Origin of the sequence: Cribrihabitans marinus (genome assembly GCF_900109035.1) — a bacterium.
Classification (GTDB): Bacteria; Pseudomonadota; Alphaproteobacteria; order Rhodobacterales; family Rhodobacteraceae; genus Cribrihabitans; species Cribrihabitans marinus.
This window is the reverse complement of sequence record NZ_FNYD01000004.1, coordinates 20,464-37,300: the sequence shown is the minus strand read 5'-3', so window position 1 is coordinate 37,300 and position 16,837 is coordinate 20,464. Positions and strand designations below refer to the sequence as shown.

Below are 16,837 nucleotides of genomic sequence, written 5' to 3'. Positions count from 1 at the left end.
CAAGCCCGGGGCGCGGGGCGCTCTTGGGTCGGACCGGGCGTCAGGCGGTGGCGACCTTTTCGCGCGCGGCCTTGGGCGAGGGGCCCCGCAACTCCTCGTAGTGATCGAAGTTCAGCCGCACCCAGCCGGTGCCGCGCGAAATGCTGGCCAGGCTGCGGTGCAGCTCGTCCTCGGCCACCGCCGGCAGCAGGGCGTTGAAGATCTCCCAGCCCGGCGCGTCCGGGTTGTTCTCGAATCCAAGCACCTGCCCCTGCAGCGTGCTGATCGTGGGAACCAGGTCGCCGACAAAGGCCGAAGGCACGTGGATTTCGGCCCTGAGGATCGGCTGAAGCACCACCGGCTTGGCCGTCGGCAGCGCCTCGCGCACCGCAGCCTTGCCCGCCGTGCGGAAAGCGAAGTCGGAGCTGTCGACGTTGTGATGCTTGCCGTCCAGCAATGTCACCTTCACGTCGACGACCGGGAACCCTTCGGGCCCTTCCGCCAACGCCTCCTCGGCACCGTTGGCGACGGCGGGGATGTAGTTGCGCGGCACCGCACCGCCCTTGACCGTCTCGTCAAACTGGAAACCGGCGCCGCGTGGCATTGGCTGCATCTTGACGAGAACGTCCGCGAACTGGCCCGCGCCGCCGGATTGCTTGCGGTGGCGGTGGTGATGCTCGACCGTTTTCTGGATCGTCTCGCGATAGGCGGTCTCGACCGGTCCGGTCTCGATCTCGATCCCGAAATCCTCGGCCAGCTTCGCGGCAACCCGGCGCATGTGCTGCGGTCCCTGGCTGCCCAGAACGGCGTGGCCCGTGGCCTCGTCCTGCGACAGGGTCAGGCCGGGGTCGATCTCGGCCAGACGTGACAGCGCGTTCGAGAGCCGCACGTCGTCGCGTTCGTGCAGCGGCGTGACAAGCTGTCGATGACTGGGCGGGCGGGCCTGCGCCCATTCCGGCAACTCGCTGGCGCTGCTGCTCTCGCAGATCAGCCCGGGTTTCAGGTGGTCGGACTTGACCGCCAGCCCGATCTGCCCGGCCTCGAGCGACGGGATCTGCGTTTTCGCGTCCAGTGCCGTCAGGCTGCCGACGGTCTCGCCGGCCAGCGGCTCATGCGCGACAACCCCCGCGCCCAGTCCGCGCAGGACGGTGATCTTGCCGATGTGCTTTTTCACGTCGGCAAAGCCGGTGATCGCGCGGGCGGCGTCATCGGCCATGTCGCGGTCGGCGGCAATACTGAATTCCGGCGCCTCGTGGCGCAGCGCCTTCATCAGCCGGGTCAGCCCGTTGCCGTGGCTTGCCGCGCCCAGGCAGGCCGGGATCAGCTGGTGATGCTGCAGCACTTGCGCGGCCAGGTCGTAAAGCTCCGAGGAGGGCGGCTGCTTGTCCTCGATCAGCTGCTCCAGAAGGTTGTCGTCGAAATCCGAGAGGGTTTCGAGAAGCTCGGTGCGCGCCTCTTGTTCGCGATCCTGCGCCGATGCAGGCAGTTCGATCAGGGCCGAGGGCTGGCCATCCTGGTATTTCCAGGCCCGCTCCGAGATCAGGTCGACGGCGCCCACGATCTGCTCGCCCTCGCGGATCGGCACCTGGCGCAGGGTGATGTGATGGCTGCAATAGCTTTGCAGCGATGCGATAATGTCGCGGATGCGGCCGTTGGGGCTGTCCATGCGGTTGATGAAGAGGAAGCAGGGGATGCCGGCCTCTTCCACGAGGCGCAGATAGGGCGCGCTCAGCACCGCCGCCTCGGGATCGGGCGGCACGACAACCACGGCGGCGTCGGAAATGGCCATCGCGGGGCCGACCTGGGCCAGGCAGTCGCCGCCGCCGTCCACGTCGATCGCGCACCAGGGCTCGCCCAGATAGTCGAACCCGTGCAGGTGCACGGTTCCGCCGATATCGAATGTCGTGGGCCGCCCGTCGAGGCGGGCGATCGCCTCGACGAGCGTGGATTTGCCGGACTGGGTGGGACCTAGGACTGTAAAGACGCGCATGGCTCGATTCCCTCTGGGTTGCTGCAAAAACTCTGTCTGCTGCACGATCAGGAATCGGACGAACGGCACGGCGCTCGCACTGGTCCGGTCTTCTGTCTGGCCTGCCTCCCACGCGCGGGCGCGGCCGGGGGCCCGGATGGCGGGACCATCTTCTAACCCGCGCGTCTCACGAATGAGTGTGGGAAATCGGGCCGCCCCGCGTCAAGTCCTTTGCCCCGGAGCGGCGCGGCCGGTCTCAGATCGCCGAAGAGTGTCCGGCCTTGCTCAGGTCGTAGGCGTCGAAGATCCGCGCGATCATCCGGGTGAGCGGGCGCGCCTCCTGCGGGATGAACAGCCCGTCCCCGGTGATCTGCAACAACCCGTCAAAGGCCTGGTCCGCACGGGCATACATCGCCTCCAGCTCGGCGCGCGACACGGCGTGGTTCTCCAGGATCTCGGCGCTGTCGATGCGGAAGTCGCACATCAGGGCCTCGATCAGGCGCGAGCGCAGGATATCCTGGCCCTTGAACCTGTGTCCTCGTGAGGTCGAAAACCGACCCTCGCGGATGGCCTTGGTGTGCACCGAGGTCGCCGGGGCATTCTGGGCGTAGCCTTGCGGAAAACGCGAGATCGACGAGGCGCCGACCCCGATCAGGACATCGGCCTGATCGTCGGTATAGCCCTGGAAGTTCCGCTTGAGCTTGCCGGTCCGCAGCGCCTGGGTCAGACCGTCATCCTGCGTCGCGAAATGGTCGATGCCGATCTCGGCATAGTTGTCCCACAGGAACAGGCGGCGGGCGGTGTCGAACAGGTCGAGCCGTTGCTCGGGCGTCGGCAGGGCATCCGACGGGATCAGCTGCTGCCGCTTGGCCATCCAGGGCACATGGGCATAGCCGTAAAGCGCGACCCGGTCGGGGTTGAGCGACAGGAGCTTCTGGACGCTTTCGGTCATCCGCGCCCTGGTCTGATGCGGCAGGCCATAAAGGATATCGGCATTCAGGCTGGCGATGCCGCGGGCGCGGATCATGTCCACCGCGTCGCGGGTCACGTCATAGCTCTGGACCCGGCCGATCGTCTTCTGGATCTCGTCGTCGAAATCCTGCACCCCGATCGAGGCGCGGTTCATGCCTGCGGCGGCCAGCGCGTCAAGGCGCGCGCCGTCGATCTCGTTGGGGTCGATCTCGACCGAGAACTCGGCATTATCGCCCATCGGCACCACGTCGAAGATGGTCTCGGCCAGCTCGGTCATCATCGCCGGGTTCAGCAGGGTCGGCGTGCCGCCGCCCCAGTGCAGCCGCGACAGAGTGACACCCTCGGGCAGCCGGTCCTTGAGCAGTGCCAGTTCGGACTTGAGCGTTTCCAGATAGGCCGCCACCGGACCGTCGGTCTGGGTGCCCTGCGTCCGGCAGGCGCAGAACCAGCACAGCCGCCGGCAAAAGGGCACATGGATATACAGCGACACGGCGCTGCCGGGGGCGATTTGCGCGATCCAATCCCCGAACAGATCGGGCCCCACGTCATTGCTGAAGTGGGGCGCGGTCGGGTAGCTGGTGTAGCGGGGGACTTTCGCGTCAAAAAGTCCGAGCCGGGACAATTGAGATTTCGTTACCATGCCTCTAGGTTTAGGCAGAGTCGCAACCCGCATCCTTGACTCAGATCAAGTGGATTTTCTTCATGTCAGCGCCGAGCCCAACACTGCATTCGAACTGTTCCGACTGCCCGATTCGGCACCGGGCCGTCTGCGCCCGCTGCGAGGCGGACGAGTTGGCCGAGCTGGAGGAGATCAAGTATTACCGAAGCTTCGAGGCCGGGCAGACGATCATCTGGTCAGGCGACCGGATGAACTTCGTGGGGTCGGTCGTGTCCGGCATCGCGACGCTGGCGCAGACGATGGAGGATGGCCGCACACAGATGGTCGGCCTGCTTCTGCCGTCGGATTTCGTCGGGCGCCCCGGGCGCGACGGCGCGGCCTATGACGTGGTTGCGACCACCGATCTGGTGATGTGCTGTTTCCGCAAGAAACCGTTCGAGGAAGTGATGGTGCGGACCCCGCATATCGCCCACCGCCTGCTCGAGATGACGCTGGACGAACTGGACGCCGCGCGCGAGTGGATGCTGGTCCTGGGCCGCAAGACCGCGCGCGAGAAAATCGCAAGCCTGCTGTCGATCATCGCCCGGCGCGACGCCTCGCTGGGGCAGGGCAAAGCCAGCGAGCGGATGGTGTTCGACCTGCCCCTGACCCGCGAGGCGATGGCGGATTACCTGGGCCTGACGCTGGAAACGGTCAGCCGGCAGATGTCGGCGCTCAAGCGGGACGGGGTGATCCTGCTGGAAGGCAAACGCCACGTCACCATCCCCGACATGAGCCGGCTGATGGAAGAGGCCGGAGATGACAGCGACGGCGGTTTCCTGGTCTAGGAACCGCCCGATCCTCCGGAAAACCGAATTGCGCTGAGGTCGAGCGCGTCCCATCCTGCCGGAAACGACAGGAGATCGAGATGCCACAGCTCGCCCCACGCCCCTGGGTTCCCGCCCATTGCGAAACCCGTGTGCAGGACATTGCCGCGGCAACGGCGGCAATGCCGCCCGAGGCCGTCGATCAGCGGATCGCTGCGCTGATCGAGCGCAACCGGCAGATCCATGACGAGGAGTGTTTCAACCTCAACCCGGCGACCAACGTGATGAACCCGCGTGCCGAGGCGGCGCTGGCCGCGGGGCTGGGCAGCCGGCCGTCGCTGGGCTATCCGGGCGACAAATACGAGATGGGGCTGGAGGCGATCGAGGAGATCGAGGTGATCGCGGCGGAACTTGCCGCCCGCGTCTTCCGCGCGCGCCATGCCGAGATCCGGGTCGGATCCGGGGCGCTGTCCAACCTCTACGGGTTCATGGCACTGACCCGGCCGGGTGACGCGATCATCGTGCCGCCGGCCAGCATCGGCGGCCATGTCACCCATCACGACGCGGGCTGCGCCGGGTTGTTCGGGCTGCGTATCCACGAGGCACCGGTCGATGCCGGCAGCTATGGCCTCGACCTTCGGGGATTGCGGAAACTGGCGCGAGAAGTGCGCCCGGCGCTCATCACCGTGGGCGGCTCGCTCAACCTCGTGCCGCATCCGGTGGCCGATGTACGCGCCATCGCCGACGAGGTGGGGGCGAGGGTGCTGTTCGACGCGGCGCATCAATGCGGTCTCATCGCCGGCGAGGTTTGGCCCGACCCGCTGGCCGAGGGCGCGCACATGATGACCATGAGCACCTACAAGAGCCTCGGCGGCCCGGCCGGAGGCCTGATCGTGACCAACGAGGCCGAGATCGCGGAGCGGCTGGACGCCATCGCCTTTCCCGGCCTGACCGCGAATTTCGATGCGGGGAAATCGGCCGCGCTTGCACTGTCGCTGCTGGACTGGGTCGAGCATGGCCGTGACTACGCACAGGCGATGGTGGATCTCGCGGTTGCGCTGGCCGAGCGGATGCGTGCGGCGGGGCTGCCGGTTTTCACGGCAGGAGACCAGCGGACAAGCTCGCATCAGTTCGCGCTGGAGGCAGCCGAGTTCGGTGGCGGGCAGGCCGCGGCCAAGCGGCTGCGGGCCGCCGGCTTTCTGGCCAGCGGAATCGGCCTGCCGATCGAACCGGTGACGGGCGACATGAACGGCCTGCGTTTCGGCACGCCGGAACTCGTGCGCCGGGGCGTCACGCCGGCCGATGCCGACCGGCTGGCGGATCTGGTCGCCGAGGGGTTGCGCAGCCCGGACCCTGAGGGGGTCGCGGCGCGTACGCGCGCGCTTCGGGCGGGTTTCCGCGGCCTGCACTACATGCGGCTCTGATCCGGCCTTGCCAGTGTCGGGAACGGCTGCGAAAGTGGCGGTCAAGCACCTGGTGAGGAAGACAATATGCAGTTCGACAGCCTGATCGCCATGCTCATCATCGGGGCCGTCGCCGGGTGGCTGTCCGGCAAGCTGATGAAGGGGCGTGGCTTTGGCCTGATCGGCAACATCATCGTCGGGATCGTCGGCGCGTTCCTGGCCGGGCTGATCTTTCCGGCGCTGGGTTTCGCCGTCGGCGGCGGGGTCATCGCCTCGATCCTGCATGCCACGATCGGCGCGGTGATCCTGCTGTTCCTGATCGGCCTGATCCGCAAGGGATAGGGCCGGCCCCGCGGCGGCAGGGCCGGAGGGCACAGCATTCAGTGCGCCATGAAGACCGGGATCGCCGCCTGTTCCAGCATGTTGCGGGTGGCGCCGCCCAGGATGGCCTCGCGGAACCGCGAATGGCCATAGGCCCCCATCACCAGAAGGTCGGCGGCGGTGTCGGTGGCGTGGCGGTTCAGGATGTCCGAAACCCGCGTCATCGTCTTGCTCAGAACGTCGATTTCGCATTTCACCCCGTGCCGTGACAGCATTTGCGACAACAGGCCGCCCGGATCCGAGCGGTCGGGGCCGTGCTTGGGCGGGTCGATCACCACGATCCGCACCACATCCGCCTCGCGCAGGAACGGCATGGCCAGGCGGATCGAACGCATCGCCTCCACGCTTTCGTTCCAGCCAATGTTGACGGTGCCCGGCTTGCCCATCGGCTTGGCCGCGTCAGGCACCACAAGGACCGGCGCATGGCCTTCGAACAGGGCCGCCTCGACGATCGGTTCCGCCTCGGCGCCACGGTCCTCGCCATAGGGCTTGGGCAGCACCACCAGGTCGGAGAACCGCGCGCGATGCGCGACATGGCGGCCCAGATCCGCGATCTGCGCCACGCCGTCCTCGGCCGACCAACGGATCCCGGACTTGCCGAGATAGTCCCGCGCGAAGGCCAGCGTGTCGGCCGCCTCGGCCGTGGCCCGGGTCAGCGTTTCCTGCAGGATCATCGCATTGGCGCCAGCATAGTAATAACCGGTCTGGGTGCGATCCACACCCAGGCACAGCGCGTCGGCATGGGCGTCCTGAGCCTCGGCCAGGGCGATTAGCTGGTCCAGGACGGGGCGCGCCTGTTCGACATCGGTCAGAACTGTCATCAGGGACTTGTAGGGCATTCGAACCTCTTGGAACGCGCGGAGCGCGGCGACTCCGCATTGAGTGGCTATGCCCTTCTGCGTGTCACAGAAAACGCCGGATTGTCTTGATGCAGATCAAGGCGGCGCCCGGGGGGTTTCTACATCAAGGCGGACAGTCAACTCCGTCGCGCGCGGCGCGGAAGAACCGCGCGCGGCATGGCAAAGGGACGCAAAATGTCGAATTACATCAAGCTTATTGCGCTTGGTCTGGTCGCCCTCTTCTCGATGATGGCGATCAATTACGCGCGGGATATAGCTTACATGGTGCATGCGATCATCATATTGCTTGTATCGGGTGGGCTTTTCATCTGGACCTTGCGCCGGACCGACGAGCCGGCACCGGCCGACCATTCCGGTGAATACATGGACGGTGTGGTGCGCTACGGCGTGATCGCCACCGCGCTCTGGGGTGTGGTCGGGTTCCTCGCCGGGGTCTTCATCGCATTTCAGCTTGCCTTTCCCGGCCTGAATTTCGAATGGGCGCAGGGTTATGCCAATTTCGGCCGGTTACGCCCGCTGCACACTTCGGCGGTGATCTTCGCCTTCGGGGGCAACGCGCTGATCGCCACGTCGTTCTACGTTGTCCAGCGCACCAGCGCCGCGCGGCTCTGGGGCGGAAACCTGGCCTGGTTCGTGTTCTGGGGATACCAGCTCTTCATCGTACTGGCGGCCACCGGCTATCTGCTGGGCGGAACCCAGTCCAAGGAATACGCCGAGCCCGAGTGGTATGTGGACCTGTGGCTGACGGTCGTGTGGGTCGCCTATCTGGCGGTGTTCCTGGGCACGATCATCAAGCGCAAGGAGCCGCATATCTACGTGGCCAACTGGTTCTACCTTTCGTTCATCGTGACCGTCGCGATGCTGCACGTGGTCAACAACCTGACCATTCCGGTGTCGATCTGGGGGTCGAAATCGGTGATCGTGTGGCCGGGCGTGCAGGACGCGATGGTGCAGTGGTGGTATGGCCACAACGCCGTTGGCTTCTTCCTGACCGCCGGCTTCCTGGGCATGATGTACTACTTCATCCCGAAACAGGCCGAACGTCCCGTCTTCAGCTACAAGCTCAGCATCATCCACTTCTGGGCGCTGATCTTCATCTATATCTGGGCCGGTCCGCACCACCTGCACTATACCGCGCTGCCCGACTGGGCCTCGACGCTGGGCATGGTGTTCTCGGTCGTGCTGTGGATGCCGTCCTGGGGTGGCATGATCAACGGCCTGATGACGCTGAGCGGTGCCTGGGACAAGCTGCGCACCGACCCGGTGATCCGCATGATGGTGATCTCGGTCGGCTTCTACGGCATGTCCACCTTCGAGGGGCCGATGATGTCGATCCGCGCAGTCAACTCGCTGTCGCATTACACCGACTGGACCATCGGGCACGTGCATTCCGGCGCGCTGGGCTGGAACGGCATGATCACCTTCGGCTGCCTGTATTTCCTTGTGCCGGTGCTGTGGAAGCGTGAGCGTCTCTACTCGCTCAGCCTGGTTTCCTGGCACTTCTGGCTGGCCACGATCGGCATCGTGCTCTACGCCGCGTCGATGTGGGTGACCGGCATCATGGAAGGGCTGATGTGGCGCGAGGTGGATGCCAACGGTTTCCTGGTGAACTCGTTCGCCGATACCGTGGCCGCCAAGTTCCCGATGTACGTGGTGCGCGGTCTGGGCGGGGTCCTGTTCCTGCTGGGCTCGATCATCATGTGCTACAACCTGTGGATGACCGTTCGTCGGGCGCCGGCCAAAGAGGCCAGCCTGTCCGTCGCGGTCCCGGCTGAATAAGGAGGGCCGGTGCAATGGCAATTCTCGACAAACACAAGATCCTCGAGACCAACGCGACCCTCCTGCTGATCTTCAGCTTCCTGGTCGTGACCATCGGCGGCATCGTGCAGATCGCACCCCTGTTCTATCTGGAGAACACCATCGAGAAGGTGGAGGGGATGCGCCCCTACACTCCTCTCGAGATGGCCGGGCGCGAGATCTATCTGCGCGAAGGCTGCTATGTGTGCCACAGCCAGATGATCCGTCCCATGCGGGACGAGGTCGAACGCTACGGGCACTACTCGCTGGCGGCGGAGTCGATGTATGACCATCCGTTCCAGTGGGGGTCAAAGCGGACCGGGCCGGACCTGGCCCGCGTCGGCGGCCGCTATTCGGATGAGTGGCATGTCGACCACTTCCGCAACCCGCAGGCGGTGGTGCCGGAATCGGTGATGCCCAAATACGGCTATCTCGAGCGCACCATGATCGACGGCGAGTATATCGGCGAAATCATGGCCACCAACCGGATCGTCGGCGTTCCCTATACCGACGAGATGATCGAGAACGCGCAGGCCGATTTCGCGGCTCAGGCCGATCCCGACAGCGACTATGACGGGCTGCTGGAGCGCTATGGCGAGGACAGCGTGAACGTGCGCAACTTCGACGGTCAGCCGGGGGTCTCGGAGGCCGACGCGCTGATCGCCTACATGCAGATGCTGGGTACGCTGGTCGACTTCTCGACCTTCACCCCGCTTCCCAGCCGCTGACGGAGGACGACATGGAAGAATACACGCTTCTGCGCCAATTCGCCGACAGTTGGATGCTGCTGGCCCTGTTCGCCTTCTTCATCGGCGTGGTTATCTGGGTCTTCCGTCCGGGTTCGGGCAAGACCTATCGGGACAGCGCCGACATCCCGTTCCGGCATTCGGATGCACCCGCGCCCCCTGAGGGCAACGACAATCCCGCGACATCCAAGGAGGCGCGGCAATGACCAAGAAATCTGAAATCAAGAAGGGTGATCCCGAAACCACCGGCCACAGCTGGGACGGGATCCAGGAATTCAACAACCCTTTGCCGCGCTGGTGGGTCTGGGTGTTCTACCTCACCATCATCTGGGGCATCGGCTATACCATCGCCTATCCGGCCTGGCCGCTGATCAATTCGGCCACGGCCGGAGTCCTGGGCTGGTCGACCCGCGCCAACGTGGCCGAGGACATCGCCGCGGTCGAGGAGGCGAACGCGCCAATGAACGCCAAGCTGGAGGCAGCGGAGCTGGCCAGCATCCCGTCGGATCCGGAGCTGTCCGGCTATGCGACGTCGGCCGGCGCCGCGGTGTTCAAGACCTGGTGCGCGCAATGCCATGGTTCGGGCGCGGCGGGGGCCAAGGGCTATCCCAACCTGCTGGATGACGCGTGGCTCTGGGGTGGCAGCCTGGAAGAGATCCACTTCACCGTGGCCCACGGGATCCGCAACGAGGACAGCGACGAGGCGCGCTATTCCGAGATGCCGGCCTTTGGCCGTGACGAGTTGCTGACCGACGAGGAGATCGGGCAGGTCGTCAACTTCGTGATGTCCCTGTCGGGTGAGCCGCAGGACGCATCGCAGGTCGAGGCCGGATCGGTGGTCTATGCCGACAATTGCGCGGCCTGCCACATGGAAGACGGCAGCGGCGACACCAGCCAGGGTGCACCGAATCTGGCCGACGCGATCTGGCTCTATGGCGGCGACTACGACACGCTTGTCGAGACGGTGCACAACAGCCGGTTCGGCGTGATGCCGCCGTGGAACGATCGCCTGACCGAGGCCGAGATCCGCGCCGTGTCCGCCTATGTCCACCAGTTGGGCGGCGGCGAGTAGTGCAGGATACCCGCGGGCCGGTCATGGCCCGCGGGGACGCGGCGCCGGTCATTCGTTCTGTTCGCGCGTTTCCCGAATGGCCGGTGCCGATTTCAAAAGAAGGGTGGTCTCTTGTCGAGGCTGCCCTTTTCGTTGCTCCAGCGGCGTCCGGACCAGGGCCATCGGGTGGCGGACGGCCGTCCCGGACTGCGCCGCGCGGTGTCGGGGGCAAGGATGATCGGGTCGATCATCGTGAAAATGTCCGCGTGAGCTCCGGACGGTTGGCGGCCTTGTCCTGCCGCCACCAGCGAAACGTGCGACGCGGCGGCACTTCCGGCATGTCCCGGCGCGGCGCGGTCAGGGTTGCGGTGCGGATGGTATCTGCAAGAATATTGAACATGATGTCCTCCGGGTCTTAGCTGTAATGCTGGTAATATGTTGCAGAAGGCGGCACATTGCGACTCAGCAATGGTTTTGTCGTGTAAGTTTGGTTTACATATGAACTGGATGCAGCTGCCGCCGCTCTCGGCGCTTCGGGCCTTCGCCGCCTATGTCGACACCGGGTCGGTGCAACGGGCCGGCGAGGCGCTGAATGTCAGCCACCCCGCGATCAGCCAGCAGATCCGCAAGCTGGAGGATCACTTGGGGCTCACACTGCTCGACCGATCCGGCCGCAGCGCCACCTTGACGCCCGAGGGGCGCCGGCTGTCCGAGGCCCTGACCGACGGCTTCGGGCGCATCGCCGAGCGGGTGTCCGAGCTGACCGGGGCCGAGGCCGCGCGGCCGCTGCACATTTCGACCACACCAGCCTTTGCCGCGAACTGGCTGATGCCCAGGGTGCCGGAGTTTCGCGCCCGGCATCCCGAGATCGACCTGATGATCGACCCGAACCCGGCGCTGAACGATCCCGTGCCGGGCGGGCTGGACCTGGCCATCCGCTATGGCGCCGGGACCTGGGACGGGTTCGAAACCGAGCTTCTTGAACGCTCTGGCATGGCGGTGGTCGGCGCGCCGTCGCTGATCGGAGATGCGGTCATCGACGAGCCGGAACAGCTGCGCAGCTTTCCCTGGCTGCAGGAGTTGGGCACGACCGAGGCCACGGTCTGGCTGACCCGCCACGGGGTCGAGGCGCCGGATCGTGGCGGGATGTACCTGCCGGGCAACCTGGCGCTGGACGCCGCCCGGAACGGCCAGGGGATCCTGGTGACCGCGCGCCTCTGGGTGCAGGAGGACGTGCGGGCCGGACGCCTGCGCGTGCTCTTCGAGGATTCCGCCGAAAACGGGTATTTCATCGTAACAGCGCCGGGCGTATCCAGGCCGGCATTGCGCGACTTCCGGCGCTGGCTGCGGCGACAGGCCACGGGCGGCGACGAAACCTGAGTATTAAATACGCAATTGATGCAGGTCAAAGCCGGCCGGGCTCAGGATTGTGACAAGGAGCCCAAGAGGAACACTGGAGTGAGTCCGTGAGCGAATCCAATTCCGCCCCCAGCCTTTACGCGCCGCGGGAGCCGATCTTTCCGCGCCGCGTCTCGGGGCCTTTCCGGAATCTCAAGTGGATCATCCTGGCCGTCACGCTGGGCATCTACTACATCACGCCGTGGATTCGCTGGGACCGCGGCCCCAGCCTGCCCGACCAGGCCGTGCTGCTGGACCTGGCCAACCGCCGCTTCTACTTCTTCTGGATCGAGATCTGGCCGCACGAATTCTATTTCGTGGCCGGCCTTCTGATCATGGCGGGTCTCGGCCTGTTCCTGTTCACCTCGGCCCTGGGCCGGGTCTGGTGCGGCTATGCCTGCCCGCAGACGGTCTGGACCGATCTGTTCATCCTGGTCGAACGCTGGATCGAGGGCGACCGCAACGCCCGCCTGCGCCTGCACCGGCAGAAGAAGCTGGATTTCCGCAAGGCGCGGCTGCGGGTGACGAAATGGGTGGTCTGGTTCCTGATCGGGCTGGCGACCGGCGGCGCGTGGATCTTCTATTTCGCCGACGCGCCGACACTGGCGCGCGACCTGATCACCGGCGATGCGCATCCGGTGGCCTATACGACGATGCTGATCCTGACCGGCACGACCTTCTTCTTCGGGGGTTTCGCGCGCGAACAGATCTGCATCTATGCCTGCCCCTGGCCGCGCATCCAGGCGGCGATGATGGACGAGGACACGCTGGTCGTGGGCTATCGCGAATGGCGGGGTGAACCGCGCAAGCATTCGGCCGAGGTCAAGGCCGGTGTCGAGCAGGGCGACTGCATCGACTGCATGGCCTGCGTCAATGTCTGCCCGGTGGGCATCGACATCCGCGACGGGCAGCAGCTGGAATGCATCACCTGCGCGCTCTGCATCGACGCCTGTGACGACGTGATGGCCAAGATCGGCAAGCCGCGCGGCCTGATCGACTATATGGCGCTGAGCGACGAGGAGCGCGAGCGCAGCGGCCAATCGCCCAGGAACGTATGGAAGCATATCCTGCGGCCGAGAACCATTCTCTATACCGTGCTGTGGTCGCTGGTGGGTCTTGGCCTGCTATTTGCGCTGTTCATCCGCTCCGACATCGACCTGACCGTCGCGCCGGTGCGCAATCCGACCTTCGTGACCCTGTCGGACGGGGCGATCCGCAACACCTATGATGTGCGCCTGCGCAACAAGCATGGTGAAGAGCGCCCGTTCCAGGTCTCGATCGTCGGCGACCCGGCGCTGCGCGTCAGCCTGGAGGGCGTCGAGGACACGACGGTCACCGTGCCGGCCGACACCGCCTATCTGCAGCGCGTCTATATCGTGGCGCCCGAGGGGTCCGGACCGGCTGGCGCCCATACGACAGAGGTGCGCATCTGGGTCGAGGACCTGACCAATGGCGAGCGCGCCTACAAGGACACGACATTCAACGGACGGGGGGGCTGATCCATGTCCGAACGCGAGTTTACCGGCAAACATGCCCTCATCCTCTTCGTGGGCGCCTTTGCGGTCATCATTTCGGTCAACCTGGTGCTGGCCTACAAGGCGGTGGCGACCTTTCCCGGGCTCGAGGTCCGGAACTCCTATGTCGCCTCGCAGAAGTTCGACGCGCGCCGGGATGCGCAGGAGGGTCTGGGCTGGAGCGTCGATGCCACCGCGCAGGGCGGGCTGGTCATCCTGTCGATCACCGACCGGGACGGGCGCCCTGTCGAGGTGTCGGACCTCGAGGCGGTCGTCGGGCGCGCGACCCATGTGAAGGAGGACATCGCGCCCGAGTTCACCTTCGACGGCCAGGCCTATGTCGCGCGGGCCGAGCTGGGCGACGGCAACTGGAACATCCGCATGCGCGCCCGCGCCGAGGATGGCACCGAATTCACCCAGCGCGTCGTGCTGCACGTCAAGGGTTGACCGGATGAACGCATCGGCCCGACCAGGTTCGGCGGCCTGCCCCGGCTGCATCGCCACTCCGGCCGAGCCGGCGCGCCCGATCCCGCAGGATGTGCAGGTGGCGCTGTCGCTGCCGGGTATCCATTGCCAGGCCTGCATCTCGACCGTCGAACGGGCGCTCAACGCCTGTTCCGGGGTACACTCCGCGCGGGTCAACCTGACGCTCAAGCGCGCGCTGGTGCAGGCCGGTCCCGAGGTGCGGGCCGCCGACCTGATTCCGGTGCTGGAAGGGGCCGGATTCGAGGCGCATGAGCTGGACCCCGGCGCGCTCAGTGCCACAAGCAACGACCGGGCCGGGCGCGACCTTCTGATGCGTCTTGCGGTTGCGGGCTTTGCGTCGATGAACGTGATGCTGCTCTCGGTCTCGGTCTGGTCCGGCGCCACGGATGCCACCCGCGACATGTTCCACTGGATCTCGGCCGCCATCGCGCTGCCGGCCATCGCCTTTTCGGCCCGGCCGTTCTTCGAGAACGCCTGGAGCGCGCTGCGGGTGCGGCGGCTGAACATGGACGTGCCCATCGTGCTGGCGATCCTGCTCGCGCTGGTCACATCGCTTTGGGAGACCTCGCTCTCGGGCGAACACGCCTATTTCGACGCGGCTTTGGCGCTGACCTTCTTCCTGCTGGCCGGCCGGTATCTGGACTATCGCACCCGGGCCGCGGCGCGGTCGGCGGCCGAGGAACTGGCGGCGCTGGAAGTGCCGCGCGCGATCCGGCTGCAGGACGGCAGCGAGCGCGAAGTGGCAATCGCGGACCTGGCCGTTGGCGATCTGCTTCTGGTGCGGCCGGGCGGGCGGATGCCGGTCGATGGCGAGATCGTCGAGGGCCGGTCCGAGTTGGACCGGTCGCTGCTGACCGGCGAGACGCTGCCGGTCTTTGCCGAGCCGGGCCAGACGGTCAGCGCCGGCGAGGTCAACCTGACCGGACCGCTGACCATCCGCGCCTGTGCCGTGGGACAGGACACCTCGCTGCACCGTATGGCCGATCTGGTGGCGATCGCAGAGTCGGGGCGGTCGCGCTATACCTCGCTGGCCGATTCCGCGGCCAAGCTCTATGCGCCGGGGGTGCACATCCTGTCGGCGCTGAGTTTCCTGGGCTGGCTGCTCTATTCCGGCGATCTGCGCACGGCATTGAACATCGCGGCGGCGGTGCTCATCATCACCTGTCCCTGTGCGCTGGGGCTGGCGGTGCCGGCGGTGACGACGGCGGCGTCGGGGCGGCTGTTCCGCAGCGGGATGCTGATCAAGCAGGCGACGGCGCTGGAGCGGCTGGCGCAGGTGGATACGGTGGTGTTCGACAAGACCGGCACACTGACCTCCGGTACGCCGCAGCTGACCAACCTGGCCGCACATGACCGCGCCGATCTGGAGGTCGCGCTGGCGCTCGCCGAGGCATCGGCGCACCCGCTGTCGGTCGCGCTGGCGCGGGCGGCGCGCGAGGCGGGGATCAGGCCTGCCCGCGTCACAGACATCACCGAGGTTCCGGGCTATGGCACCAAGGGCCAATGGCAGGGGCAGGAGGCGCGGCTGGGCCGGGCCGGATGGACCGGGGCGGACCAGGGGGATGTCACCGCCGCCTGGCTTTCGATCGGTGGTGGCGCGCCCACCGGCTTCTTCTATGCCGATGCGCTGCGCCCCGGCGCGGCGGAGGCGGTGGCCGGGCTGCAGGCCGCCGGCAAGCGGGTTCTGCTGATTTCGGGCGACACCACCGGTGCCGTGCGCGGCCTGGGCGAGCGTCTGGGCATCACCGAGTGGATCGCCGAGGCGCTGCCGCGGGACAAGGCGCACCGGGTGCAGGCGCTGAGCGATGCGGGCGCCAAGGTGCTGATGGTCGGTGACGGCCTGAACGACACCGCCGCGCTGGCGGCGGCCCATGTCTCGATCTCGCCCGCCTCGGCGCTGGACGCCGCGCGGGTCGCCTCGGACATTGTGCTTCTGGGCAGTGACCTGTCGCCGATTGCCGAGGCCTGCGGGATCGCCCGCAAGGCGACACGGCGGATTCGCGAGAACTTCCAGATCGCCACGGTCTACAACGTGATCGCCGTGCCGCTGGCGGTGGCCGGGCTGGCGACGCCGCTGATTGCGGCCTTGGCCATGTCCGCCTCGTCGATTACGGTGTCCCTGAATGCCCTGCGCCTGAGGTGACGTGATGGAAGTGCTGTCAATCCTGATACCGATATCGCTGTTTCTGGGCGCCGTGGGGCTGGTGGGGTTCCTCTACACGGTCCGGTCGAACCAGTATGAGGACCCCGAGGGCGATGCGCGCAGGATCCTCAGCGACGAATGGGACGACCGGCCCAAGCCGTAGCGCGTCCGCCCGTCAGACGTGAGAGGGAGCACCATGCAGATCCACCCCGCAGGAAGCCGCCCAACGCGCCGGGCGAACCCGGACTATTTTACCGGAACCGTCTGGCAGGATCCGGTGATCGAGGCGCCCGAGCCGGCGCGTGTGCGGGCGCTGGTGGTCCGGTTCGAGCCGGGCGCGCGCACGGCCTGGCACACCCATCCGCTGGGCCAGACCCTGATGGTGCTGTCCGGCGTCGGGCTGGTGGGGCGGCGCGGCGAGGCGCCGCGCCTGATCCGCGCCGGTGACACGGTCTGGATCCCGCCCGGCGAACAGCACTGGCACGGCGCCACGCCGGACATCGCGATGACGCACCTGGCCATGCAGGAGGCCGAGGATGGCCGGGTTGCCGACTGGCAGGAAAAGGTGAGCGATGCCGACTACCTTGCGGCGGCGTCCTGAACCTTGCACGGGATTGTTGCGGCGGGTGTTTCGATAGCGTACCGGGACGACTTGAAATTGCCGCATCCGCCCGCTATGTCCGGGCGACAGCCCAGAGAGAGACAACAGCCAC

Annotated in this window: 17 protein-coding genes; 13 read left to right on the top strand and 4 right to left on the bottom strand. The window is 66.4% G+C overall.

What is annotated here, in order from left to right:
* Window positions 1-40 precede the first annotated feature (40 nt).
* Window positions 41-1,969 carry an elongation factor G gene (locus BMX57_RS07370; RefSeq protein WP_092364469.1) on the bottom strand — a complete coding sequence of 643 codons (1,929 nt, stop codon included), beginning with the start codon at window positions 1,967-1,969 and terminating at the stop codon, window positions 41-43.
* Window positions 1,970-2,204: 235 nt separating this feature from the next.
* Window positions 2,205-3,560 (bottom strand): oxygen-independent coproporphyrinogen III oxidase, encoded by a 1,356-nt coding sequence (gene hemN, locus BMX57_RS07365; RefSeq protein ID WP_092364466.1) that lies wholly within the window; start codon window positions 3,558-3,560, stop codon window positions 2,205-2,207.
* A 62-nt stretch (window positions 3,561-3,622) separates the two neighbouring features.
* Here hemN and fnrL point away from each other — a divergent pair, with 62 nt between their 5' ends.
* The 3 genes from fnrL to BMX57_RS07350 all read left to right on the top strand — a co-directional run bounded on the left by fnrL (window position 3,623) and on the right by BMX57_RS07350 (window position 6,090).
* On the top strand, window positions 3,623-4,366 hold the full coding sequence (fnrL, locus tag BMX57_RS07360; protein WP_092365499.1) for a transcriptional regulator FnrL: 744 nt from the start codon (window positions 3,623-3,625) through the stop codon (window positions 4,364-4,366).
* Between the two features lie 80 nt (window positions 4,367-4,446).
* Window positions 4,447-5,769, top strand: coding sequence for a serine hydroxymethyltransferase (locus BMX57_RS07355; RefSeq protein ID WP_092364463.1), 1,323 nt, complete (start codon window positions 4,447-4,449; stop codon window positions 5,767-5,769).
* 66 nt (window positions 5,770-5,835) lie between these two features.
* Complete coding sequence (locus BMX57_RS07350; RefSeq protein ID WP_092364460.1) at window positions 5,836-6,090, top strand: GlsB/YeaQ/YmgE family stress response membrane protein; 255 nt, start codon at window positions 5,836-5,838, stop codon at window positions 6,088-6,090.
* Window positions 6,091-6,128: 38 nt separating this feature from the next.
* Here the strand turns inward: BMX57_RS07350 and BMX57_RS07345 are convergent, their stop codons facing one another.
* Window positions 6,129-6,968: a universal stress protein gene (locus BMX57_RS07345; protein ID WP_092364457.1), complete on the bottom strand. Its 840-nt coding sequence runs from the start codon at window positions 6,966-6,968 to the stop codon at window positions 6,129-6,131.
* Window positions 6,969-7,163: 195 nt separating this feature from the next.
* Between BMX57_RS07345 and ccoN the strand changes: the two genes are divergently transcribed.
* Genes ccoN through ccoP form a run of 4 tightly spaced genes read left to right on the top strand, consistent with a single transcriptional unit; the run spans window position 7,164 to window position 10,604 of the window.
* On the top strand, window positions 7,164-8,768 hold the full coding sequence (gene ccoN, locus BMX57_RS07340) for a cytochrome-c oxidase, cbb3-type subunit I (protein WP_092365497.1): 1,605 nt from the start codon (window positions 7,164-7,166) through the stop codon (window positions 8,766-8,768).
* A 14-nt stretch (window positions 8,769-8,782) separates the two neighbouring features.
* On the top strand, window positions 8,783-9,514 hold the full coding sequence (gene ccoO / locus BMX57_RS07335) for a cytochrome-c oxidase, cbb3-type subunit II (protein ID WP_092364454.1): 732 nt from the start codon (window positions 8,783-8,785) through the stop codon (window positions 9,512-9,514).
* Window positions 9,515-9,525: 11 nt separating this feature from the next.
* Window positions 9,526-9,738, top strand: a complete 213-nt coding sequence (locus BMX57_RS07330; RefSeq protein WP_092364451.1) for a cbb3-type cytochrome c oxidase subunit 3 — start codon at window positions 9,526-9,528, stop codon at window positions 9,736-9,738.
* Window positions 9,735-10,604: a cytochrome-c oxidase, cbb3-type subunit III gene (ccoP, locus tag BMX57_RS07325; protein ID WP_092364448.1), complete on the top strand. Its 870-nt coding sequence runs from the start codon at window positions 9,735-9,737 to the stop codon at window positions 10,602-10,604. The genes BMX57_RS07330 and ccoP overlap by 4 nt, the downstream gene beginning before the upstream one ends.
* Before the next feature lie 226 nt (window positions 10,605-10,830).
* Here the strand turns inward: ccoP and BMX57_RS20650 are convergent, their stop codons facing one another.
* Window positions 10,831-10,983, bottom strand: coding sequence for a hypothetical protein (locus tag BMX57_RS20650; RefSeq protein ID WP_177175413.1), 153 nt, complete (start codon window positions 10,981-10,983; stop codon window positions 10,831-10,833).
* 98 nt (window positions 10,984-11,081) lie between these two features.
* On the opposite strand from BMX57_RS20650, the gene BMX57_RS07320 reads away from it, so the two are divergent.
* The 6 genes from BMX57_RS07320 (at window position 11,082) to BMX57_RS07295 (ending at window position 16,725) form a co-directional block, all read left to right on the top strand.
* The gene (locus tag BMX57_RS07320) at window positions 11,082-11,963 is read left to right on the top strand and encodes a LysR family transcriptional regulator (RefSeq protein WP_092364445.1); all 882 of its coding nucleotides are present in this window, start codon (window positions 11,082-11,084) and stop codon (window positions 11,961-11,963) included.
* 86 nt (window positions 11,964-12,049) lie between these two features.
* Complete coding sequence (gene ccoG, locus BMX57_RS07315) at window positions 12,050-13,480, top strand: cytochrome c oxidase accessory protein CcoG (protein ID WP_092364442.1); 1,431 nt, start codon at window positions 12,050-12,052, stop codon at window positions 13,478-13,480.
* 3 nt (window positions 13,481-13,483) lie between these two features.
* On the top strand, window positions 13,484-13,942 hold the full coding sequence (locus BMX57_RS07310; RefSeq protein WP_092364439.1) for a FixH family protein: 459 nt from the start codon (window positions 13,484-13,486) through the stop codon (window positions 13,940-13,942).
* A gap of 4 nt (window positions 13,943-13,946) precedes the next feature.
* The gene (locus BMX57_RS07305) at window positions 13,947-16,124 is read left to right on the top strand and encodes a heavy metal translocating P-type ATPase (protein WP_092364436.1); all 2,178 of its coding nucleotides are present in this window, start codon (window positions 13,947-13,949) and stop codon (window positions 16,122-16,124) included.
* A gap of 4 nt (window positions 16,125-16,128) precedes the next feature.
* Entirely contained in the window at window positions 16,129-16,287 is a 159-nt protein-coding gene (gene ccoS / locus BMX57_RS07300) for a cbb3-type cytochrome oxidase assembly protein CcoS (RefSeq protein ID WP_092364433.1), read from the top strand.
* 33 nt (window positions 16,288-16,320) lie between these two features.
* Window positions 16,321-16,725, top strand: coding sequence for a (R)-mandelonitrile lyase (locus BMX57_RS07295; RefSeq protein WP_092364430.1), 405 nt, complete (start codon window positions 16,321-16,323; stop codon window positions 16,723-16,725).
* Window positions 16,726-16,837: the final 112 nt, after the last annotated feature.